18 protein-coding genes and 1 pseudogene are annotated in these 18413 nt (G+C 44.8%); 10 read left to right on the top strand and 9 right to left on the bottom strand.

The features are described from left to right. Positions 1–119: 119 nt before the first annotated feature. From L3Q72_RS16350 to L3Q72_RS16335, 4 genes are all read right to left on the bottom strand, one after another. Complete coding sequence (locus L3Q72_RS16350; protein WP_275133227.1) at positions 120–713, bottom strand: thiol:disulfide interchange protein DsbA/DsbL; 594 nt, start codon at positions 711–713, stop codon at positions 120–122. 107 nt (positions 714–820) lie between these two features. After that, positions 821–1237 carry a hypothetical protein gene (locus L3Q72_RS16345; RefSeq protein ID WP_275133226.1) on the bottom strand — a complete coding sequence of 139 codons (417 nt, stop codon included), beginning with the start codon at positions 1235–1237 and terminating at the stop codon, positions 821–823. A 143-nt stretch (positions 1238–1380) separates the two neighbouring features. Further along, on the bottom strand, positions 1381–1926 hold the full coding sequence (gene dsbB / locus L3Q72_RS16340; protein WP_275133225.1) for a disulfide bond formation protein DsbB: 546 nt from the start codon (positions 1924–1926) through the stop codon (positions 1381–1383). A gap of 73 nt (positions 1927–1999) precedes the next feature. Further along, positions 2000–2887: a DUF4437 domain-containing protein gene (locus L3Q72_RS16335; RefSeq protein ID WP_275133224.1), complete on the bottom strand. Its 888-nt coding sequence runs from the start codon at positions 2885–2887 to the stop codon at positions 2000–2002. Positions 2888–3144: 257 nt separating this feature from the next. Here L3Q72_RS16335 and L3Q72_RS16330 point away from each other — a divergent pair, with 257 nt between their 5' ends. The 7 genes and pseudogenes from L3Q72_RS16330 to L3Q72_RS16300 all read left to right on the top strand — a co-directional run bounded on the left by L3Q72_RS16330 (position 3145) and on the right by L3Q72_RS16300 (position 8200). Beyond that, positions 3145–3774 (top strand): flavodoxin, encoded by a 630-nt coding sequence (locus tag L3Q72_RS16330; protein ID WP_275133223.1) that lies wholly within the window; start codon positions 3145–3147, stop codon positions 3772–3774. After that, a complete protein-coding gene (locus tag L3Q72_RS16325; RefSeq protein WP_275133222.1) occupies positions 3775–4476 on the top strand; it encodes a DUF4405 domain-containing protein in 702 nt (233 codons plus the stop codon). It abuts the gene before it with no gap. Position 4477: 1 nt separating this feature from the next. After that, on the top strand, positions 4478–4993 hold the full coding sequence (locus L3Q72_RS16320) for a DUF3299 domain-containing protein (protein WP_275133221.1): 516 nt from the start codon (positions 4478–4480) through the stop codon (positions 4991–4993). Between the two features lie 52 nt (positions 4994–5045). Next, a pseudogene (locus tag L3Q72_RS16315) lies at positions 5046–5576 on the top strand (DsbE family thiol:disulfide interchange protein); the annotation flags it as partial. Between the two features lie 714 nt (positions 5577–6290). Further along, a complete protein-coding gene (locus L3Q72_RS16310; RefSeq protein WP_275132845.1) occupies positions 6291–6572 on the top strand; it encodes a type II toxin-antitoxin system Phd/YefM family antitoxin in 282 nt (93 codons plus the stop codon). Next, positions 6569–6856, top strand: a complete 288-nt coding sequence (locus L3Q72_RS16305) for a type II toxin-antitoxin system RelE/ParE family toxin (RefSeq protein ID WP_275132846.1) — start codon at positions 6569–6571, stop codon at positions 6854–6856. The genes L3Q72_RS16310 and L3Q72_RS16305 overlap by 4 nt, the downstream gene beginning before the upstream one ends. A 321-nt stretch (positions 6857–7177) precedes the next feature. Next, positions 7178–8200: an IS110 family transposase gene (locus tag L3Q72_RS16300; RefSeq protein WP_275129409.1), complete on the top strand. Its 1023-nt coding sequence runs from the start codon at positions 7178–7180 to the stop codon at positions 8198–8200. A 374-nt stretch (positions 8201–8574) separates the two neighbouring features. Here L3Q72_RS16300 and clcA read toward each other — a convergent pair whose 3' ends face one another. Further along, a complete protein-coding gene (gene clcA, locus L3Q72_RS16295; protein WP_275133220.1) occupies positions 8575–9918 on the bottom strand; it encodes a H(+)/Cl(-) exchange transporter ClcA in 1344 nt (447 codons plus the stop codon). A 485-nt stretch (positions 9919–10403) separates the two neighbouring features. On the opposite strand from clcA, the gene L3Q72_RS16290 reads away from it, so the two are divergent. Next, positions 10404–11381, top strand: a complete 978-nt coding sequence (locus L3Q72_RS16290) for a GTP-binding protein (RefSeq protein ID WP_275133219.1) — start codon at positions 10404–10406, stop codon at positions 11379–11381. A gap of 57 nt (positions 11382–11438) precedes the next feature. Here L3Q72_RS16290 and L3Q72_RS16285 read toward each other — a convergent pair whose 3' ends face one another. Next, on the bottom strand, positions 11439–13103 hold the full coding sequence (locus L3Q72_RS16285; protein ID WP_275133218.1) for an AMP-binding protein: 1665 nt from the start codon (positions 13101–13103) through the stop codon (positions 11439–11441). Positions 13104–13321: 218 nt separating this feature from the next. Between L3Q72_RS16285 and L3Q72_RS16280 the strand changes: the two genes are divergently transcribed. Next, positions 13322–13711: a nitrous oxide-stimulated promoter family protein gene (locus L3Q72_RS16280; protein WP_275133217.1), complete on the top strand. Its 390-nt coding sequence runs from the start codon at positions 13322–13324 to the stop codon at positions 13709–13711. 1 nt (position 13712) lies between these two features. On the opposite strand, the gene L3Q72_RS16275 is transcribed toward L3Q72_RS16280, so the two are convergent. Continuing rightward, positions 13713–15083: an MATE family efflux transporter gene (locus L3Q72_RS16275; protein ID WP_275133216.1), complete on the bottom strand. Its 1371-nt coding sequence runs from the start codon at positions 15081–15083 to the stop codon at positions 13713–13715. Positions 15084–15136: 53 nt separating this feature from the next. Between L3Q72_RS16275 and L3Q72_RS16270 the strand changes: the two genes are divergently transcribed. Then, positions 15137–16021: an AraC family transcriptional regulator gene (locus L3Q72_RS16270; RefSeq protein ID WP_275133215.1), complete on the top strand. Its 885-nt coding sequence runs from the start codon at positions 15137–15139 to the stop codon at positions 16019–16021. 4 nt (positions 16022–16025) lie between these two features. Here L3Q72_RS16270 and L3Q72_RS16265 read toward each other — a convergent pair whose 3' ends face one another. Together L3Q72_RS16265 and focA are read right to left on the bottom strand one after the other, a co-directional pair. Then, positions 16026–16664, bottom strand: coding sequence for a hypothetical protein (locus L3Q72_RS16265; protein ID WP_275133214.1), 639 nt, complete (start codon positions 16662–16664; stop codon positions 16026–16028). A gap of 126 nt (positions 16665–16790) precedes the next feature. Next, positions 16791–18248 (bottom strand): formate transporter FocA, encoded by a 1458-nt coding sequence (focA, locus tag L3Q72_RS16260; RefSeq protein ID WP_275133213.1) that lies wholly within the window; start codon positions 18246–18248, stop codon positions 16791–16793. Positions 18249–18413: the final 165 nt, after the last annotated feature.

The raw sequence follows: 18413 nt of genomic DNA, 5'->3' as shown, positions 1-18413 counted from the left end.
CACACAGTAAGCCCGACAAAAGCGATACGCTTTACTGCATATAACAAAACCCCTTAAGGCTCCGTGGAAGAAAGACCCGAAGGAATAACCCATCCGGAACTTTCTTCAGCGGATGACTTTTAAAAGTAGTTCACCAGTTCCATATACTCATCGACTGAGCTTATGCTTTTATCCGGGGTGAGAAGATATTTGTTGTTGACAATAACGGCCGGCACCCCCCGCAGCCCCGCCTGATCAAACTCGTTATCAAATCGTTTCTGCATAGAATCAACAGCAAAGCTGTTAAAAGTCGCATCATATTTCTCCGCTTCTACACCATTGTCGATAAATATCTGACGTAGTTCCTTATCGTTACGCGGAGGCTGTTTTAACTCATGAATTTGGCGAAACATAACAGGCAGCATCTTTCCTTCAATATCTAAAGCGATCATAGTGGCATAGGCTTTAGCCATTGATTTTCCCATGCTTCCACCCATAAACGACACATGTGCCTTTTTAAATTGCTTTCCTTCAGGCAGTTGCTTTTGAACCTGGTCCATCACCGGCTCAAAGTGATAGCAATGAGGGCAATAAAAGGAGAAGAACTCGGTTACAACAGGTTTAACGGAAGCTGGAGTATCAAGTTCTTTGTAGTGTGTTCCTTCTGCAAACTGGGCTGCATAGGAGCTGATGCTTAATAGTAAGGAGGTAGCTAGTGCAATAATTTTATTCATTTTCTTTTCTGTACAGTAAAAATTTAACGGGGACAACAACACCCAGCCAGATAAAGGGTTCTGGCCTTAACCGGTGCGTTTATTGGTGTAAATTAGAAAGAATAAAATTATGCGATAGGTGGGCGGTATGGTTGCTCAGTGATGCTATGCGTTTTGCTAAGCTGTTCGTCTCTGAAAAGAGCCAGAGATGACTGTTCAATAGCAATGATTTCAATTAGGTGTGTGTTACTGAATGGTGTCAGAACGGTGGTTGAAAAAGGACAGTGGCACGCAGACTGAGAGTCACTTTGTGAGGCCTGAACGAATTCATTTTGTGAAACTGGCACTCCATTGAACAAGCCTGTATTCGAATCACTGTCTCGCTGACAATCAATGAGTGCTGCTTCCATTTTGTAGCCAGCTTCAGTTATACCAGCTAAGGAGTTGCTTGAGGCATAGATAACAGACATACCAAAAGCTACTGTCAGCAATCCTGCTAACAGCAGTGTTAATTTCGATATTGTATGACTTATTAATTTTGCCATTCGTTATTTACGTTTCTGGTATCACTAAAATATACAAAAGCCCTGCAACAACCTCGAGTACCAGAACAATTGAAGCTAAATAGTTTGGGTTTAAAATAACATTAGCCTGCCGGATGATTAACCTACATTGAATGGAAACAGTATCAAAAATTATTTGACAATGCCTCTTTGGCCTGCCTATCTTCACCTCTAGATAACTGAGCAATCACTACCACTGATAGTACGACAAGGTTTGCAGCGAAAATAATAACTAACCACTGAGGCATCGAGAGCGAAAGAAACTGCCACGCAATTTCGCCGCAATCACCGGTTGCATTAAAATACCAGGGAATCCACTTATCCAGAGGAGCCCAGCTTGGGAAGCGTAGAGCTTCGCAGGTAGCGAAGATTGAACTTTGATAATTTACATGCTCCAGAGAAAGTAATAATCCCTTAATCGCCGATATTCCCCAGACAGAAAAGCCTATCCCACGGTATAGTTTGCTTTCTGGTTTTATTAACCCAACTCCGGCGCCAATGCCTATTCCAATCATAGCAACACGTTCATAAATGCACATCACGCAAGGAGCTAACAACATCAGATGCTGAAAGCTAAATGCACACCCAAGGAAAAACAGAACCCAAAACAGTAATAACAACCAGGATAAGCGCGAACGAGAAAACGATTTTAACGAAGCAAGGAAGTTCATTTAGCTTTCCTTATTAACTTATTGAACCGCACATTTTGTGCGGTTGATTATTAGATATTTTGAACGGGAATCGTTATACCGGAACTACCCGATACTTACCGTTTGTGCGGATATATATGATGCTTTCTTCATCTTTTGAACTCTCTAGCTGATGTACAGACTGACCATCCGAGCCAAAGAAACTTCCAGGCTCCAGCATTTTAGTCTCATCTGAACCCTGAGCCTGATGCAGAGTGTTACCTTTCACTGTAATAGCGCGGATAGCGGTACCTTCACTGCGCAGTTCACCTTTGAATCCAGCTGGTAGTTTGATAAAGGTGCCGTTGATTTTACCTTCGGTCATATCGCCCCAAAGGAAAGCAACTTTAGGGGCACTATCTGCGTCTTTCACGCCTGATTGTTCGAGCCATGTAATATCTGCTGCATCCACCCAGACAATATTTGACTCGTCGATATTCATTGGAGAGTCATCGCTTGGGTATTCATCTTTCTTTGCACTTGGAAGAACCAGGTAAGGGCCTTGCTCTATCTCAATGTAGGCTACAGGGTGCTCTCCTCTCGCTCCGGTAACATGGACTTCACCTTTAGGCTGGGTCCATACTGAGCCTGCCGGCATCCACATATCATCAGCATTTGGGTCATCATTATGAAATTCACCTTCGATAACGATAGCGCGATAGTTAATGTTGTGGATATGCGGTGGTGACAGGAAACCATCTACCGGATTCAGCAGGTAACCGGTGGCGGCATATCCGTTTCTGTCTCCCCATAAGGTACCGGCTTTAGGGCTTTTATCACCTCTTGCCGGATTTAACTCCTCCCAGTTTACTTCTGAGTTCAGCACAACTTTGGAAACCGGAGCTGGGGTTTGTTCCACGGTACTGGCCTCCGTATTTCCTGATGTGCTTGAGCAACCGGATGTAATTGCAGCGATTGCCGCTACGGAGAGAAATGTTCTCATATTTAACTACCTTCAAATCCATATCAACTTTGGGAGTGGCAACTTTAGAGTTGAGCAATCGCCTGATAAATATATCCTGATTGAAAGCACTGTTAAAAAATATTGAATAATCGCTGAAAGCCCTTGTAGTTCAGGGCCTGTGGGTATTATCAAAAATTATTGAAGTCTGTATCAAGTCAGGCTGGGTTTATATTCACAACCAAAACGGCATGATCTGAACTGTACTAAATCTTCTTCTTTAGCCAGAGTGAAACAACATGAAAAAAGCTGAATCCCGCCGTAGTTTTATCAAGGCTTTGACTGCGGGTCTGGCCGCAACGTCTATTTATGGTGTTGGACTAGGAAACAAAGCGGTTGCGGCGCGGCAAAATGCCATAAACACTTCTACAGATAAGATACTGATTTTGTACTTTTCTCAGACGGGCCGCACTGAGTATCTGGCACATGAAATTCATAAAAGAACCGGTGGAAAAATTACAAAAATCGAAACTCTGGTGCCTTATAAGGGAAGCTATGATGAGCTTACTGTCATTGCAAAAGCCGAGCAACGGAGAAAATACCGCCCGGAACTAACTACAGTCCTTCCTGATTTAAGTCAGTTCGATACGATTTTATTAGGCTTCCCAACGTGGTGGTCTACCATGCCTATGGCGATGTTCACTCTGTTAGAGCAGAATGATTTTTCGGGTAAGAACCTTATCCCGTTTGTTACACATGGTGGCTCTGGCCTTGCCAGGGCTCCTAAAGATATTCGTTCGATCTATCCGGAAATAAGGTTACATAATGGATTTGCAATTTATGGTGATGATGTAAAGGATAGCTATAACCAAAATAAGATCGATGATTGGTTAAACGAACTCGGCTTACTGAATTTCAGAGAGGCATAAATGAACAAGTCTAATCCAGTGCGCTTGTTGATTGATGCCTCTCTGATCCTATTGTTGCTTATCGCAATGGCAAACCTTCTGACAGAGAATCTGATTCATGAGATGGTCGGGACTACGATGTGTCTGGCAATTCTTTATCATACGGCGCTGAATATCCGTTGGTATAAGGCTCTTTTCAGAGGTCGATACAACCTCCATAGAGCGGTTAACACAAGTGTTAACTTAATGCTGGTTGTAGTTTCCTCAGTTACGCTTGTTACTAGCGTAATGATCTCACAATCTCTGTTTGGCTTTCTTGAGCTGGAAGCGAGTCTGTTTGTTCAGACACTCCATACAACAGCGGCTTACTGGTTGGTGATTCTAACCGGCACACATATCGGTATTCAGTGGGTCAGATTAAAAAACACCATTCAGCGAGTATTAACGTTACCCAATACCAGCGTCGGGTATCCGCTACTCAAGTGGTTACTGGCCACCTTTGTTTTAGTTCATGGTGTTTACTCCTCATTTGAAAGAGATATTGCAACCAAGTTATTTCGTGGGGATGCGTATGGCGGATACTGGGACTTTGAGGCCTCTGTAGCCGGTTATTTTGTCCATCTCCTGGCCATCATTGGCCTTTATGCCGTCGGCTCTTGTTGCCTGATAAAGGTAATCCAGAATAAGCCGCTTCATCGTCAAAAAAATAAGAGGACAGCTTGATATGAGGAGTTTTTGGGTATTACTCGCTCTGATATTTTCCACGATAGCACCTGCTAAAACCGTAGAAAACACGCCTGCTAGTGATGAATTACTTGAACTTAGTTGGCTGGATCTTATCCCGGAAAGCGAAAGGAATAACTTCAATAACCTGTCAATGCCACCACTTGAACACAGTGGTGATGCGGCATTACAGTTAAAGCTTGGTGGTGTCAGACAAGAGCTCAATGGAAGCCGCGTGAAAATTCCTGGTTTTGTTATTCCATTGGAAGGAAACGCAGACAAAGTTTCAGAGTTTCTTCTGGTTCCTTTTCTTGGTGCATGCATTCATGTTCCACCGCCTCCACCTAATCAGATCATTTTTGTGAAATTCAAGGATGGGGCTCCGGTTCAGGACCTATGGGATGTTGTTTATATAACCGGAACGATCAAAACAGAGCCGACTATGACCGATGAGCTTGGCGCAGAATCAGGTTATGTCATTGATGGCGTTTCACTGGAGGCGTATAGCCAAGTCTGATGCTATTACGTTCGAATTCGATTTTTCTAAGAAGCTAATATGGCATAACAAAATGAATAAAAAACTACTTTTTGTCCCACTGGCGCTGTTCTTAGGGATGGTTACTGTTTTTATGGTACAGCTTTTAAGAAATGCAAATGGTGATGACCCAACCCGGCTTGAATCCGTTCTGATTGGAAAAACAGTGCCGGTATTTGAGCTGGAAGATTTAGCTGAGCAGGGAAAACATTATGACCAGTCAATTTTTGATGGGGAACCACTGTTATTGAATGTATGGGCAACATGGTGTCCGACTTGTTATGCAGAGCACCAGTATTTAAATGAGTTGGCAAAGCAAGGCGTAAAAATAATTGGTCTGAACTATAAAGATGAGCGTGGAAAAGCTGTCAGTTGGCTAAATGAACTGGGAAATCCATATCTTGTTAGCCTTTTTGATGGCGATGGAATGCTTGGGCTTGACCTTGGCGTTTATGGTGCTCCTGAGACCTATCTTATCGATGCAAATGGAATTATCCGTTACCGTCATGTAGGTAATGTAAATGCGCGTAATTGGAAGGACACACTAGAGCCTTTGTATCAGAAGACTCTTAGAGAAACAGATATACAAGTGGATTCTGATACTACTGTTGGATTGCAAATTGGGTTCGAGCTAATGGAAAGAACATAGCTACTTTTAGAGTATGTATGCGAAAGAAGAATATAGCCCGTGGATTATACTTTGCTTCGGCTCCAAAAAAGCTTGCATGAATCCGTTCTAATATGACATTAGAAAATGTAGGGCAAATTATGACGGGATTTATCGGTCAAAAATCAAACTGTCAGGCTGAAAGACAGAAGTGCTTTAGGATTTAGCCGTGTTTTGCATGTACTACTAAAAATACTGCATAAAGTGTATCCGAGGCCACGGAGTGGAGATGCAAGGTAATGTCCATTTTCGAGCACGAGCGGCATCACTGAAGTGGTGCCGTTCTGCTGTTTGGGATGTGAAAAACTCTCTTATGGGTAGATTTCGTCCGAAGCTTCAAACACGTTTCTGTCCAGAAGCGTGTTAGTGCAAAAGCTCGATTCATGTGATCACCGAGCGATTCTGTCGTACCCTAATTCCAAGCTTTCTGGCACACAGAGGGACAAAAGCGAGCCAGCTACCATGAACACAATCTACCTATCGAGCGAGATCTGATTTATCAAATCAAAAAATCACTGTTTTCTAGCGGCAGCTAACCAACAGTGATACCTTGCCTGAAAACAATAAATGAACTATTGTGTGTACATAGTTTTGTACAATTAAGAGTCTGATATGAGCCGTATACATTTCGATAAAGACATACAACCGTTGTCAGAATTTCGCGCTGGCGTAACCTCATTTATAAAGCAAATAAACGAAACTCGACGTCCATTGGTAATCACTCAACGTGGTAAAGGTGTTGCAGTGGTACTTGATGTCGCTGAATATGAAGCCATGCAAGAGAAAATCGAGCTATTGGAAGAAATGCGTACCGCTGAAGCTCAATTAGCATCTGGCCTGAGTGTTTCTAATGAAGATGCACGAGCTCAAGTATTAGGACGTATTAAAGAATGAAGGTAGTTTGGTCCCCTTTGGCATTACAAAAATTAGGCGATGCAGCCGAATTTATCTCATTGGACAATCCATCAGCAGCCAGGAAGTGGGTGGATGAAGTCTTTGATAAAGCTGAATTACTTGCTTCGATGCCAGAGATGGGGCGTATGGTTCCTGAAATGCCGAATACAAACTATCGGGAAGTTATATTCGGTCATTACAGGATCATTTACAGCATAAGCCATGAGATTCGGGTATTAACTGTTCGTAATTGTCGCCAAATTCTTACGGATGATGCTCTTTAGCTCCATCCATATCGCTTACTCACTTATTTAAGACCGATAAGTACAAGGCAATATTTATCAGCCGTAAATTTTTCTAACTCGCTTTCCGGCGAAAGCGACTTAAACAAAAGTGGCCAATGCGATTGTATACTTCTTTCGAGGGCGGTAATACAGGTTCACTATAGGGTGGCGTTCTAACAATGGACAGAAAATAGTTCAGTGACAGTTTAATTTATACTCCTGCTGGTAACTTTGAATCTGATATGCAATGGCATGGACTCCCTCACCTTCGTCGAAAATATCGGCTAAGGTAAGAGTGTCAACTAAAAAGGAGCCCATGCCATGAACAAGAATATCACTATTTCTATCGACCTTGCTAAGACTGTTATTCAAGTTGCGATAATTAATAAGCACGGAAAGCTTTCATCTAATCAAAAAGTATCTCAATCAAAGTTAATTTCAATGGTGGCTAAGCACCCCAAAGCTGTTATTTGTATGGAAGCTTGTGCAACGGCTCATTATTGGGGTCGAAAGTTCCAGCAGGCAGGACATCAAGTCTTACTCGTGCCTGCTCAGATCGCCGCTAAGTATCGCTCGGGAAATAAAAATGATCCCAATGATGCTTTGGCTATTTATGAAGCCAGTCAGCGGACAGATATTCATTTCGTTCCGGTTAAAACTGTTGAACAGCAAGATCTTGCCTGCTTACTAAGACTGCGGGAAGGTTATATTAAGCAACGAACACAGCTTGCTAACCGTATCCGGGGGCTTGCGATGGAATATGGCATCAAATTTCCCATAGGAATCAATTCGCTCAGAAAACAGCTACCGTTTGAGTTGGAAAATGCTGAAAATGAATTAACCCATGCTGCTCGGTTTATTCTAAATAATCTTAAAGAACAGTTGCTCGCGCTTGATACCCAAATTGATGATGCCACTCAAGCTCTTACCAATCAGGCAAAACAAAATGAAGATTGTAAGCTTTTAGCCTCGTTACCGGGTATTTCATGGATTTCAGGCAGTGCTTTGTATGCCAGGTTAGGAAATGCATCGGCTTATAAGTGTGGTAGGGATGCAAGCGCAAGCATTGGATTAGTGCCTGCTCATACAGGAAGTGGAGGTAGAAATATCAACCTTGGCATTACTAAGCGAGGAGATCGTTATCTCAGAGCTCTTGTCGTTCATGGTGCCCGAGCTGTAGTTAGTCATGTCAAAGATAAAACTGATCCACTTAGTCAGTGGATACGCTCTCTGTTAGAGAGAAACCATGTGAATAAAGTCGTTATTGCTCTAGCGAATAAGATAGTCAGGATGGCGTGTGCCATATTGAAATCAAAACAGCCTTACCAGCTTAAGTTAGCTTAACTGAAATAAGGTAAAGCTGAATTTGGAGCAAACGACAAACCAGCGTAATAGCAAGTAATTAAGATAAAGTGTTAGCACAGCACACAAGGCAAACTCTGTGTGGGAATGAGGCAATAAATGCCTGGACTGCGATTAGAAGCCTTGTTAGTGGATTTAGCCATAAAGGTTCGGGGTAGCGCCCCATGATGAAACCGAATATACGTGCACTTGCATAAACTCTTATTATCTTAAACCACTTGTGTTACAGGGGGAGTCCATATACATTCCCACGGAGGACCATGGGAACGAGAGTTTTGCGTAACTATTCAATAATTTGGCAAATGAAGCTTAAGGTTGGGAGGAAATTAGCACCGTTCTGTAGTAATTAAACAGCTTTACTTAAGCTTCCAGTTCTTACTTTTGAGCTCAAGCAGTGAGGCGTACAGGGGTTGTCCTCCCATGGCCTGTGCGATAAAGGTTGCGCCAAGGCAGGTTACCAGAATCGGCAGTATCAGCTGATAGTTGTTGGAGATTTCTACGATCAGCACAACGCCGGTTAAAGGGGTTCGTAAGCTTGCTGCTATCAGTGCTCCCATACCGGCAACGGCGTACATACCAGGCTCAGATGTCATGTCAGGGGCAAGGCCGCTCATTAATACACCGTAAGTCATGCCAAGGAATGTGCCCAGTGTCAGGATTGGGGCAAATATCCCGCCCGGTGCACCGGAGGAAAAGCAGGCAATGGTGCCAAACAGTCTTAACAGGAAGAAAAACGCCATAATGCCCAGCGGAGCAGGGTTGCTGAAAAGATCCTCAATTAGAGGAAGGCTTCCGCCGGAAAGAATTGGAAGAGAAACATGAAGCACGGAGAACAGAGAGCCGAAAACCACGCCAATAGCGACCAGTTTTACAATGTTATTCTGATGGTGTTTTTTAACCCAGGCAGTACCTGCAAGGATCCAGTAGTTAAAATAAACGCCGACTACGCCAAATATCATTCCCAGCACAGCAAATGACCAGAGTGAAAGCAGAGGTGGCGTCTGAAACTCAGGGATCTGAAGCACTGCGTTCTGCCCGTTCAGATATTCCATAACAACGGTTCCGGCGATAACAGCCAGAGTTACGCACTTAATGGAAGTAAAGTTGTTGATGAAATGGCGCCTCATCTCCTCATTAACAAAGAGTATTGCCGCCAGTGGCGTATTAAAGGCGGCTGCGATACCGGCTGCAGAGCCTGCGGCAATAAAGATATGTTGTGCCTGTTCAAACCGGTTTGCTTTACTGGCAACCATGCGGCCAACCGCGCCACCGAGCTGAATTGACGGACCGCCCCGGCCAAGGATCATCCCCGAGCTGATCGCCAGAATGGAAGAGACAAACTTAACCGGAAGTACCCGCCACCATCTGATATCGTGCTCGCCCACAAGCGCACCTTCTACATGAGGAATGCCGCTGCCTTCGGTTTCCGGCGCAAAACGGTAGGTCAGCCAGAAACCAAGGCCCGCCATTAATCCGCCTGTTACTACGACAATCACGGCCGTTATCCAGAAGTCTTCATTCGAGTTATAGTCAATAAATGAAATTCTGACATCAAGTATATAGTTGATAATAATATTGAAGTAGGAGACGACGCCGCCAGCAATGGTTCCGACCAGACCGGATAGTAACACCACAGTGAAATAGTCTCTCTGTGAAGTGAAAAAGCGGGGGATAAGGGTTGGCCTGGCTAATTTTGGCATCGTAACTCGTAGTTAAATCAGTTTGAACTGTGGGGCTGAAAAATTGAGCAAAGATTCTACCACAACTATCTGTCAACATAATGGTTTTATTAATATCAAAAACGCGAATAAAAATCACAAAAATGGTATTTGCAGCGGCAGATTCTTGCGTTTTACGGATTTACGGCCAAACTTAAATTGTAAGGCATAGGTAACCCATCGACATGGAGGAAAGTGACGCCTTACACGTACAATTTGGATGGATTTAAATTACCAACTCTTAGGCCTCGTAAGTTATATGGGCAGCGTTCTTAGCTTCGACCCATTCCGCATCGCTCACGATTGAGTCACGAGGTACCGAAGGCGTACTTTTATGGTGCGCCTTTTTGCTTTTCTGAAACCGCGATTCTCCGGGAAATTAGGATCTTATCATCTGTTACGTATATACTTCCGATATAGGGCACTGCGCTTGGTTATAACGTAGCGTCCGTCAGAGGAGTGAAAGAATGACAAACAAAGTCCCGACTAATGTAATCACAGGATTCTTGGGGGTTGGTAAAACGACGGCTATCCTGAACTTGCTTAAAAATAAACCAGAAAATGAGTCATGGGCCGTATTAGTAAACGAGTTTGGTGAAATTGGTATTGATGGCGCGATGATGACCGAGCATGGTGCCTTAATCAAAGAAGTGCCGGGCGGGTGCATGTGTTGCACGGCTGGTGTTCCTATGTCGGTGGGAATTAATACCCTGCTGCGCCAGGGACCGGACAGACTGCTGATTGAGCCCACAGGGTTAGGCCACCCAAAGCAGGTCGTGGCAACGCTGACTTCAGAGCAGTATTCTCCCTACGTAGATCTAAAGGCAACCATTGCACTTCTGGATCCGCGTAACCTTTCTGATGTTAAGTACACAAGCAACTCCAACTTTAACGACCAGCTTGATAGTGCCGACATTGTTATCGCTAACAAGGCGGACTTATGTGATGAGTCGCATCTGGACAGCTTTTCCCGCTGGCTGGATAAACAGACACCGAAAAAAATCTATGCCGCAGAGACGCAGTGCGGTCAAATAGAGCCAGACATTCTTGATATGGTCAGAAGCGAAAGAAATGCTTCACCCCGTGCGGAGCATCATCACCACCATCACAGTGAACTTGCGCCTGACTTTGAGTTGCCAGCGGGTGAAAAGTTTATCCGCAGGGAGAACAAAGGGCAGGGCTATTATAGCTGTGGCTGGTTGTTTGATTCAGAGCTGATCTTTAGCTTTGACGGACTTTTTGGTTTGTTTGCGTCTGTTCAGGCAGAGAGATTAAAAGCGGTAGTCAATACCGAAAAGGGCTGCTACGCATTTAACGTGTCGAACGGGATTGTATCTGTGAACGAAATGAGCCTGGAAGGTTATGAGTCCAGAATAGAGATTATCAATAGAGAAGAGCTTTCCTGGCTGGAGATTGAAGCTCAGTTGCGGATACTTTATTCCTAGTTATCAATTTAATGCATTAAAAAACAGGGTAACTGATATCAGTTACCCTGTTACTTTTTAGTCTCTTAGCTCGCGCCTTAGAATTTTACCAACGTTTGTTTTTGGCAATTCTTCACGGAACTCGACAACTTTCGGTATTTTGTATCCGGTCAGGTGATGTCTGCAGTGCTTTTTAAGCTCTTCCGGTGTCACCGGTGCGCTGGTTACCACAATCAGTTTTACACGCTCGCCAGCTACTTTGTCCGGAACGCCGACAGCGGCAGCTTCGACCACTTTCGGATGCAGTGTTGCCACTTCTTCGATTTCCGTCGGGAAGACGTTAAAGCCGGAAACCAGAATCATGTCTTTTTTGCGGTCTTCAATATAGAAGAAGCCCTTTTCGTCCATACGGCCGATATCACCTGAGCTGATCCAACCACCTTCGTGCATCACCTCTTTGGTCTCAAGATCCTGCTGCCAGTATCCCTTCATGACCTGAGGGCCGCGAATCTGGATTTCGCCCACTTCACCCACATCAAGCTCGTTTCCGTCGTTATCAACGATTCTGAGGTCGGTTGATGGCATAGGAACGCCGATAGAAGGAATAAAGGACTGTTGAGTATGCATGCCTCCGGCAACGACAGGAGAGCACTCTGTCAGACCGTAGCCTTCGATAATCGGCATGCCTGTGATTTTCTGCCACTCATCGGCAACATGCTTTTGCGTTGCCATACCACCGGCAATGGTGAAGTTGGCATTGCTAAAATCAAGGTTTCGGAAACCCGCATGCTTATTTAAGCCATTAAACAGGGTATTCAGACCGAAGATCATGGTGAACGGGAACTTTTTCAGGTCACTGACAAAAGAGTTCAGATCTCTCGGGTTGGTAATTAGCAGGTTTGTACCGCCAAAGTACATAATCAGCATCATGCTCACTGAGTTTGCAAAAATATGATAGAGCGGCAGCGGTGTTACGGCATGTTCGTTTTCACAGGAGCTTCTTGGTGAAAAGTGAGCATCTACCTGAAGCACGTTCGCCATCACGTTTCTGTGGGTTAGCATCGCGCCCTTAGCAAGGCCGGTTGTTCCCCCGGTATACTGCAGGTAGGCAAGATCTTCACTATCAATCACAGGTTCATTAAAGAACATGTTTTTGCCCTGAGTTAACGCACGCTTCAGAGAGATAGCGCCAGGCAGGCTGTACTTAGGCACCATTCGCTTAATGTACTTAACCGCAAAGTTAACCAGTGTTCTTTTATGCGCGGCAAGTTCGTCACCAATGCGGGTCAGAATCACATGCTTAACGCTGGTTTTACCGATAATCTGCTGCAGGTTGTTGCCAAAGTTTGTCACAGCAACAATAGTGGTGGCACCTGAGTCACGTAACTGGTGCTGCAGCTCTCTTGGCGTGTAAAGAGGGTTAACGTTAACCACGACCAGACCGGCTTTTAGTGCGCCTAAAATGGTGATCGGGTACTGAAGCAGGTTAGGCATCATCAGCGCGATACGGTCACCTTTCTTCATTTTCAGCGCATTTTGCAGGTAAGCCGCAAACGCCGTACTTTTTTCATCCAGTTCCCGGTAAGTAAGGGAGTGGCCCATATTCACGAATGCCGCTTTATCTGCGTTTTTCGCAAAAGACTCTTTGAACATTTCGTTGATGTTCTGGTATTTGTCGACGTCCACGGTAGGCGGAACATCATTGGGGTAGCTATTAAGCCAGGGTCTGTCTTGAGAGTTCATAAATCTTGGTGAGTTGGTTACAACGACGGGCCTAAGATTAACCGATTGTTTATTAGAACAATAGCCCTAATAACAATGTAATCGATTGCCTGTGATGACGGATAGATAATTGACGTCTTTAGATAGTAAACAACCATAACAAATACTACTAACTGGGTAATTATTCTAATTGGGTTTTCTAGTATCCTTACGGTACAACCCATTGCACTTAAGCCAATATGAAAGAAAGCAAAATTCTGGAAGGCGAACTGGTCACCGAGTTTAAAACACTTGTCGCAATGATGAATATCTACTGCAGAAATCATCATCAGACAAAAGTGCTATGCAGTGAGTGTGAAGAGTTATTGAATTATGCCGAAACCAAGCTTGACCGTTGCCCTTATGGTCAGGAGAAGCCCGCCTGCAACAAATGTCCGATACACTGTTACAAACCAGCGGAAAAAGAGCAGATGAGAGCGGTTATGCGCTACGCCGGTCCAAGAATGCTGCTACGCCATCCTTTGCTGGCAATCAGGCATCTCCGGCATGAAAAAATGGAGTTACCTGAAAAGCCGCTTCCGAATATGTCTAACCGCTATATCCGTCTTAACCGGGACAAGATTACCTGAGTCAGTTGTGCGCCAGTGTCAGGTTGTTCACCCACTTAAGCTGTAAATACCGGTGGAAGCAGAGTGAAAACTTAACAATCTCTTCCGATACGATAAGCAGATAAACCCAGGTAAAACTCCACTCGGCAATAAAGGCACCGTAGGCGGTTAACGGAATTCCGACCAGCCACATGGCAATAAAATCCATTCTCAAGCAGAATCTGGTTTCACCGCCGGCACGAAGAATGCCGTTGATAATGATCAGGTTCAGCATTCTCAGCCAGATGGCCGCGCACAATACCGAAATAGCCGGGAGTGCGTAAACATAATACTCACTGCTTTTTAAGTTTAGCCAGCTCAGCAGCAGATCCCGCTCAAGAAGCAGTACGCTACTTAGTGAAATTCCCACACAAAATACCAGCTTCAGAAAAAACCTTGAGTTGTTAATCGCTTCGGAAAAATCGTCCTTACCCAGGCTTTGCCCGGTAATCACAGAGCAGGCCGTCGCAATACCGAAAAAGGCTGAGTAACAAAGTCCCTCGAAAGGACCAAGCATACTAAACACCGCCAGTTCTGTGGTGCCCATATGGCCGATAATCATCTGATAAGTCAGAGTTCCCATCGCCCACAAAAATGCATTAGATGAGGTAGGGATGGCCATTTTTTTAAATGAAACCGCCAGTTTGTCCTGCTGAGTCAGAATTTTGCTACGCAGCAGCCAGTGATTGGTCTTTTTCATATAGGCAAGCATCATAAGAACCTGAGCAACACGTGCCAGCGTTGTTGCCAGCGCCGCTCCGGCTACGCCCATAGCTTCGATACCTAACCCGCCTTTAATCAGCCAGAAGTTAAGACCGATATTCAGAAAGATGGTGACCGACCCCATATAAAGCGGCGTCATAGCATCATTACTGGAACGCATACTGGACTCAATCACCAGCACAATATGAGTAAGAATTAACACCGGAAAGCCGAACCACAGGTAATCCGATCCCAGTTCGATAACAGCAGAATCACTGGTTTGCAGTTGCATGATCAAAGGTGAAGCGAGAGTGATAACAGCGGTAACCGGTAAAATAATCCAGGCGCCCATGCGCACCGCCATCAGTGAGACGGTTTTTGCTGAAGCAGAATCGTTTTTGCCCCAGTATTGCGAAACAAGTATGCCGTTTGCTGTGCTAAGACCGGCCATAATCATAATGGCGACAAAATGCCATTTTGAGGCGATTCCCACAGCTGCAGTCGCTTCTTTACCGAAATCGCTGACCATGATTACGTCTGCCAACGCAAGAATCGCCACCAGAGCACTCTGTAAGGCAACTGGTAATGCAAGCTTTGCCACCCTAGACAGTAAGTGGGGTGGAGTCGTTTTATTTTGAATTTGAATTGTCATAACTCCTCCTGTAAATTTTGAGCATAATATAGCGGCCAGATGAGGAAATAGACATGTTCGAAAATAACAAAAAGATGTTTGAATCTGTCATTGGTGATTTTGAGCCACCAGAGAGCTGGAAGGATCTCACATACCTGGCGCCTGGCTGTAAAGAGCGTTTTATTACCTTGTCAGATTACCCTGAGTTGGGGGACGAAGGTGTTGTGATGGCTGGCTTATCCGAACTAAAAGATGGCTATCAGATAGAGAGAGCCGGTCCCGAAGTGCACTCCATTCTATGTACCCTGGAAGGGGAAGGCATGCTCACCACTCCGGAGTTTCAGGCTCGTTTAAAGCCGAATACATTAACGATTCTGCCTGCAAGATCTCTGTTCCGTTTTGAGCTTCCGGAAGAAAGTCCAGGCTGGAAAATGCTCTGGATCCTGCTGCCCGAAGCGAGCAAATGGGACTACCTCAATGAGTTCGGACAAAGTGTTGTGCCGTTCCATAAAGCCGAAGAGCTCTGGTCTATGCTGGTTCTGCTGCACAGTGAAGCCGGTGGCCGGGCAAACTACCGCAAGCTTTTAGTCAGTGAGATGTCCCGTCTGCTCACTGGCGTGGAAGGAAAGAAATATACCTCTTCCATGCGGGTTCAGGTGATGTTCAACGAAATTGAATCCCAGCTTCAGATGCCCTGGACCGTTCGCGGAATGGCAGAAAAGTGCTTTATCAGTGAAGAGCAACTAAACCGTATCACCAAGTCTCTTTACGGCTGTTCACCGCGAAGCCGTCTGATTTCTCTGAGAATGGAAAAAGCGGCAGATCTGCTGCATAACAGCGACTGGACAGTGGGCATGATAGCGCAGCGCCTTGGTTACAATGATCCTTATAACTTTACCCACAGATTTAAGGCGTATTTTGGTTGTTCACCAAGGAACTATAGAAAAAGAGAGGTTTAATGCTTTATTTTTGCCACTCAAGAATGGCATAAAGCTGGATATATTTCCGAACCAGTTGTTGATCAACGGAACGAACCAGAGGATGCCCAAACCTGAGATAACAGGGACGAATCTGAAAGTGGGTATCAAGCTCATGAACCAGCTGAGATTTACTCTGATACAGAGTAATGCCCTGTTCGCTGTATTCATCGATTTCGTCCGGTAGTTCACCCATCCACCAACAAAGCAGCTCCCGGCTCTGTTTGCTGCGGGTAATCCAGTGATCGCTTAATAAAACAAGAAGATCATTCGGCTGGATGGCAAATCCGTACTCAGCCTGCCACTCGCTGATATCAGCATGAAGCTTTTCACGGCAGGAAAGACTGGCACTGGCCAGATGATGAGTGATAACCCAGACGGTGCCAAGTTCAGAAGCTATTTGATAATGGTGAGGGTGATCCGGCGCACGAAGGGTTTCAATTGGCTCGAACTGATTATTGTATCCAAACTTATCTAAGGTCGAACTCATCCGCCGGGCAAAGGCGCGCCCTAAATGGTGTTCGCTCATGCCCCGGTTATGAACCGTAGGGTAGTGGTTTTCACATAATTTCAGACAGTCTTTCTGTAAATCATGAATTCCCTGAATGACCAAATCCCTTAGCAAAGCGCAACTCCAAAAATTGTTAGTCCATGTTTACCGAACAACAATAATATAGCTTTTATTCAATATGAAACAGACATATATCACGAAAAAAGCCCGAAGCTTAACTCCAGGCTATATTTTTAATAATTATGCACTAACAAGCACTTCGTCAGCTTCAACCATATCAATACGCTCGCCATACACAGCTCTAAGCGCAGTAGCCACATTTAAACGAGATACGGTTCCTACCAACACATCGTTTTCCAGCACAGGAAGAATCTGCGGTTTTTTGACCTGCATGCTTTTCGCTCTTTCTTCAACGGAAAGTGAGGTCATTCGGATAGCGATGCCCATATCAGTTGCAGGGTAGAGCTGTTCTTTATCGATACACATAAACTCAGCAACAGAAACCAGAGAATCATTCGCATCAATAGCCAACAGATCGCGGCTCATCAAATCAACTACCTTCTGACCTTCAACCGGGATATAGTCCTGGCACCAAAGCTCAACCATAACATCATGCACAGAGAAAAAGCCGACTAACTTACCATTCATATCAACAACAGGCGCGCCTTGTTCACGATTGTCCAGCAGTGAGTCAAGGGCCAGTTCAACCGGCATATCTGCTCTTAGTACTACTGGCGCTGGGTTCATGATGTCTTTAATTTGTAGATGGTTGTTCATAGTAAGTTCCTTAACGTTGTCCGTCTTAATCTTTGTTGTAATAGAGCTGATTTCTGCTTTAACCAGTTCAGGCCGGCGGTAGATAGACCAGTTAGATAATCCGACCAGAACCGAACCGCCAATAATGTTGCCAAGTGTGACAGGCAGCAGGTTCGCAGTAATAAAGTGATGAAGGTTTAAGTCTGCAAAATGGTCTGCGGAAACACCAAGTTGTGTCCAGAACTCTGCAGGCGCGGTAGTTTTTATTACGATACCCAGCGGCACCATAAACATGTTTGCGACGCAGTGTTCAAATCCGCTGCTGACAAACATGGCAACAGGCAGCATGACCATAAATGCTTTTGCCAGTGCATTTTGTGTACTGAAGGTAAGCCAGATAGCCAGGCAAACCAGGAAGTTACACAGAATACCCAGAGAAATTGCCTGAGATGTGGTGTGGTGCAGCTTATGCTGAGCAATATGCAGCGCATTAAGTCCCCATTGACCGCCATCAAGTTGATACAGGCCAGCTCCGGTTACCAGTGCTACCAGTAAAATCGCTCCGATAAAGTTACCAAGGTACACCTTTGCCCAAAGCGTCAGCATAGTCTGAAAGCTGATCTTGCGGTTTGCCCACGCAATGCAGGAAAGTACAGAACTGGTAAACAGCTCTCCGCCGCAAAGCACAATAAGGATCAGCCCCATACTAAAGGCAAGTCCACCAGCAAGACGGCTTATTCCCCAGCCGGTATTGGTATTTCCGGTGGTAACGGTTATATAAAAAAGAAAAGCCAGGCCTATAAATGCACCTGCCATAATGGCAAGGCTAATGGTCATGCTGGTGGTTTTTTTGACTTTACCGTCTGCAAACTTTTCAGCTTCGGCCATCATCTCTTTGGGAGAGAATATTTGCTTCATGTCCACTGTATTAGATGTCGGCATTAGCAGTTCCCCCTGTATTCATTCCCATATTCGATCTCCTTGTTATGAAAATGCCCTGAATGTTCGGGACCTGATTAAGTTACGACGTGAAACAACTCGAAGTAAAATTGATAATTTTTTAGAAGTTCATCAAATTTATTGATATCTAAAAGCGGAGGTGCAACA

The organism is Vibrio sp. JC009, from assembly GCF_029016485.1.
Classification (GTDB): Bacteria; Pseudomonadota; Gammaproteobacteria; order Enterobacterales; family Vibrionaceae; genus Vibrio.
Note: the sequence above shows the minus strand (reverse complement) of the source record. Positions and strands in the feature narration are given on the sequence as shown.